The sequence below is a fragment of the Marinospirillum sp. genome (genome assembly GCF_014859565.1).
In genome coordinates this window covers 1-2,981 of sequence record NZ_JACUUA010000331.1, presented here as the reverse complement: position 1 = coordinate 2,981, position 2,981 = coordinate 1, and the positions used below count along the sequence as shown (strand labels likewise).

Here is a 2,981-nt window from a genome sequence, read left to right as displayed (position 1 = left end):
ACTTCCGAATCTGTTTCTGAAGGTCATCCTGATAAACTTGCTGATCAAATTTCAGATGCAGTTCTGGATGCCATTATTACAGAAGATAAGTACGCGCGCGTGGCTTGTGAAACCATGCTTAAAACCGGCGTGGCGATTGTTGGCGGTGAAATCACAACTTCGGCTTGGATTGACCTTGAAGACCTGGTTCGTAATGTTATCAAGGATATCGGTTATACCTCATCTGAGGTTGGCTATGATGCAGACACCTGTGGTGTGATCAATATTATTGGCAAGCAGTCCGTTGATATTGCCCTGGGCGTGGATCGCCAAAAGCCTGAGGATCAAGGGGCAGGGGATCAGGGTTTGATGTTCGGTTATGCCAGTAATGAAACCGATGTCCTCATGCCAGCCCCCATTACCTATGCTCACCGTCTCGTTGAACGCCAGGCTGAAGCCCGTAAAACAGGTGTATTGCCTTGGTTACGCCCTGATGCCAAAAGCCAGGTTACTTGCCGCTACGAAAACGGCAAGGTAACAGGCATTGATGCAATCGTTCTTTCTACACAGCATAACCCCGAAGTGTCCCAGAAAGACCTTCAGGAGGCGGTGATGGAAATGATCATCAAGCACGAAATCCCTGAAGAACTCCTGCACAAAGACACCAAATTCCACATCAACCCGACAGGCAAGTTCGTTATTGGTGGGCCGGTCGGCGATTGTGGCTTGACGGGCCGGAAAATCATCGTGGATACCTACGGTGGCATGGCTCGTCATGGTGGTGGCGCTTTTTCTGGCAAAGACCCTTCCAAAGTTGACCGCTCCGCTACCTACGCTGGCCGCTACGTGGCCAAAAATATTGTCGCCGCTGGGCTGGCTGATCGCTGTGAAATCCAGGTTTCCTACGCAATCGGTGTGGCTGAGCCGACTTCAGTTTCCATTAACACCTTTGGTACTGGCAAAATCCCTGACGGTGAAATCGTAAAAATCATCCGTGAACACTTTGATCTTCGCCCCTATGCCATTACCAACATGCTTGACCTGTTGCACCCCATGTACCGGCTAACAGCTGCCTATGGGCATTTTGGGCGTACTCCCCAGGAAGTCACGCTAGGTAATGAAACCTTCTCGACCTTCCCTTGGGAAAAAACAGACAAGGCTGAAGTGCTAGCAAGCCACTTATAAGTGAATGTGCTCACTCATCTAAATACCCTCGCGAAAAGAAAGGAGTTTTTATGAAAGATATAGCCTCAGTTCGTGTTTACCTTGATGACAAGGTGCCTGAGTACATGGAAGGCATTATACGCTGTGGATCCGTTTTTTCTGATGATGAGGATGGTAACGAGCTGCATGATCATCTGGAGCTTATCGATAATGCTGAATTCACTTCACGCGAGGATTTGATTGCGTATGTAGCTGAAAAGCTGGAAGTACCGATCCCCGCTGTAGAGATCATCGACTGATATCTTGTATGCTCACCACCCCAAAACCCCTTAACCCTAACGAGTGGCTGGCTGATACTTCAGACTGCAAGGGGTTCTATCGGGCACTGCAAGAGCATTTAATTGAATCGGTATCACGGCCGTTGGGTGCACCATCCTCTAAGGTGGCTTATCTATTTCAAAAGCATCCTTCCGGGCAATTTGATGATGAAGTTTATGAGTTAGCTGATCAGCTTCGGTCTACAGTGCTTGAAGTGCATGGCGTTCACTTCCCCGCAAGTGAAAAGGAATCCAAATGGGATTATCTACAGCTATTCACACTCATTCCCAAACTGCATTTTGTGAACTGCCATTTTTACTGTTCTGAATTTAGCAATGAATTTTTGCAGCCGCACTTTACAGGTTGCACTTTTCACCACAAGTTTCAGGTTGCAGAGTGGGATGCCCCCGATCAAGGGTTTGCCTTATTTGAATCCTGCTGTTTTAAACAGAAAGCGAGCATCAAGGGTAACGAGTTGGGTCGTTTGCCAGTGATGGGTTACAGCTCTGTATTCAAGGATTGTGAGCTTGCTCAAGTTAGCGTCAAAAATACCGAGGTGGATACCCGGCTCTTCTGGTTCTCAATTGAAATACCAGCCAAGCTACAAAAGCTCAAAATTAAAAACTGCACGATCAAGAAGAAACTCAGCTTGGCGAACATCAAGGGTATTCAATCCTTGGAGTTGATATCGACAGTTTTCAATAAAAAATTCGCGTTGATCAACTGCTCTTGCGCAGCAGTGGACATCAATAACACCAACTTTAATGGACTGGCTGATTTCTATGAATCGCGCTTTGAAAAGCTCAGGATTCAAAAATCCATTTTCCGTGATTTTGCAGGATTTGAAGACTGCCATTTTGGGGTCGAGCAAGCTGAACCCAGCAAAATCTTTTTGAATTATGTGACCTTCTACAGCTTCATCAACTTCCGCAGTGCAGTGTTTAACCAGCCCTTGGATTTGCGCAACACCAATCGTCAGCAACAGCCTAATTTCCTCGATGCTCGTTTCAAGGCCCAGGCTTTGCAAGGCACTGACCGAGAAACTTTTAGGATCATCAAGCATTCGTTTGATGCAGTGGGTAATCATATTGAAGCCAACAAATACTTTGCGCGTGAACTCCAGGCTTACCGCCGAGAGCTACACCAGCAAGCAGCAAAGGGCGAAACAAACAACCTGCGCGAACGACTTTTACTGTGGCTGAATGCCCAGATCTCCAATCACGGGCAGAACTACTTGAAACCTGCAATCTGGCTGGGTGTGACCATCAGCCTGGCCGCCCTGGTTTTTGCGAACGACCGCAACCCGTGGTTCACAGCTCACCCTCTAATGCAAAACTGGTGGGATCCAACCGTCGATTTCATGAATGGCTTGGCTTTAGGGTTTCTACCCATCCATGCGCTGGTGGGGCAAAGCAAACACCACTTGGCTTTCGTACTACTGGTCACGCTGGTGCTGATCTCCACCTTCACCTGGCATTTGCTGGTTGCCATAAGAAGGCACAGTAAGCGGTGAAGCCTTC

3 protein-coding genes are annotated in these 2,981 nt (G+C 47.8%); all 3 read left to right on the top strand.

What is annotated here, in order from left to right:
- Positions 1 to 1,164: methionine adenosyltransferase (metK, locus tag IBX50_RS19190; RefSeq protein WP_292258004.1), on the top strand; the 1,164-nt coding region annotated here is incomplete at its 5' end.
- A 50-nt stretch (positions 1,165 to 1,214) separates the two neighbouring features.
- A complete protein-coding gene (locus tag IBX50_RS19185; RefSeq protein ID WP_292258003.1) occupies positions 1,215 to 1,442 on the top strand; it encodes a hypothetical protein in 228 nt (75 codons plus the stop codon).
- Between the two features lie 8 nt (positions 1,443 to 1,450).
- The gene (locus IBX50_RS19180; protein WP_292258002.1) at positions 1,451 to 2,974 is read left to right on the top strand and encodes a hypothetical protein; all 1,524 of its coding nucleotides are present in this window, start codon (positions 1,451 to 1,453) and stop codon (positions 2,972 to 2,974) included.
- The last annotated feature ends 7 nt before the right edge of the window (positions 2,975 to 2,981 follow it).

Coding starts and splice junctions, on each gene's coding strand:
- IBX50_RS19185 (WP_292258003.1), top strand. CDS start 1,215: ATGAAAGATATAGCCTCAGTTCGTGTTTACCTTGATGACAAGGTGCCT.
- IBX50_RS19180 (WP_292258002.1), top strand. CDS start 1,451: ATGCTCACCACCCCAAAACCCCTTAACCCTAACGAGTGGCTGGCTGAT.